The sequence below is a fragment of the Methylobacter psychrophilus genome (assembly GCF_025583945.1).
GTDB classification, from domain to species: Bacteria; Pseudomonadota; Gammaproteobacteria; order Methylococcales; family Methylomonadaceae; genus Methylobacter_C; species Methylobacter_C psychrophilus.
Genome location: NZ_JAOEGU010000138.1, coordinates 1 through 1,541, shown reverse-complemented (window position 1 = coordinate 1,541; position 1,541 = coordinate 1). Strand labels below are relative to the sequence as shown.

Sequence of the window (1,541 nt, the reverse complement as noted above, 5' to 3'; positions counted from 1 at the left end):
ACTCGATGTTCAAGTTTTTAAGCTTAGAAAAACAGCAGGAAAACGAGTAAGCCAATCAGTGTTAGAATTGGACGTATTTCAACAGCATGTTGATGCACGAACCTGCGCACTTTATAAAAAGTTTTGTCACTGATTTAGATGAGGCTCTGGGAAAGCTAAAGCCCACGGCTAAACTGACGCCACTACAAAAGATTTGGTTGGGATTTTGTTTGACGGGAATATTGCTGACCAATTCGGTGTGCTGGGCCAAGTTTGAACGTGCGAGCTTGGGAGAACGCAAGATTGCCGCACTTTCGTGGATGTTTCGCGAAGCAAAAATAGCCTGGGATTATTTGCTTTTGGTAAGTGTGACATTGGTTTTGAAGCGACACGGGATTACTGAAGGCGTACTAGTTCTTGATGAATCGGATCGAGCACGCTCAAAGCGAACCAAGCGAATTTATGGCGTTCATAAACAAAAACACAAGGTTTCAGGGGGCTATGTCAACGGACAGACGGTGGTTTTATTATTGCTGGTCACGCAGACTGTCACGCTTCCGGTAGGCTTTGCTTTTTACCGACCCGATCCGGCGCTAACGGCATGGAGTAAGGAAGATAAACGCTTGAAAAAAGCGGGCATGGCGAAAAAAGATCGCCCTGTTCAGCCTGTACGCGATAGTCGGTATCCAACAAAAACACAACTTGCTTTACGACTGCTACAAGCCTTCAAGGATGCCCACGGCGATATAAAAATCAAAGCCGTGTTGGCTGATGCCTTGTACGGTGACGCGAGTTTTATGGATACCGCTTCACGGATATTTGATATTAACCAGGTTATCAGCCAGTTACGCGAGAACCAGATCATTGAATATAGAAGCAAGAAAAGGAATTTAAAGGACTATTTCAATACCATCAACAAAGGCGTAGAGGTGACTTTGCGTGTGCGTGGCGGTGAAGAAGTTAAAGCGACCGTGAGTAGTGCGCGATTAAAAGTGCTTGCGCATGGCAAAAAACGCTGGGTCGTTGCCCTGAAATATGAGGGCGAAAGCGATTATCGCTATTTAGTGGCCACCGATATGACGTGGCGCACCATGGATATTATTCAAGCCTACACGTTAAGATGGCTTGTAGAGGTTTTCTTTGAGGACTGGAAGCTTTATGAAGGATGGGGGCGTGAGGCCAAACAATTGGATGAAGAGGGATCAAGCCGTGGCCTGATTCTGAGTCTGTTGCTTGACCATTGCCTTCTCCTTCACCCAGAGCAGACGGCCCGTATAGAAAACAAACTGCCCGCGTATACCGTAGGCAGCCTGCAAAGAAAGTCTCAAATGGATGTGCTGCTCGAATTTATCAAAACATTGCTGGAGCACCAGAATCCAGCAGAGAAACTTAAAGAATTGGCTGTACTTGTTGACGATGTTTTTCAGTTAATGCCTTCCGGCAAGCATATGGTTGGTAGAGATTTAGGCCGACTGGAACCGACTGCTTCGCTACAGTACCGTGCTGCTGGATGATTTGCCAAAAATAAGAATGTAAAGAGTTTAAAAACTTGAACATCGAGT

General features: G+C 45.7%; 1 protein-coding gene. It reads left to right on the top strand.

The window, feature by feature from the left end:
* Positions 1-92 precede the first annotated feature (92 nt).
* Complete coding sequence (locus N7974_RS20510) at positions 93-1,493, top strand: transposase (RefSeq protein WP_262967388.1); 1,401 nt, start codon at positions 93-95, stop codon at positions 1,491-1,493.
* Positions 1,494-1,541: the final 48 nt, after the last annotated feature.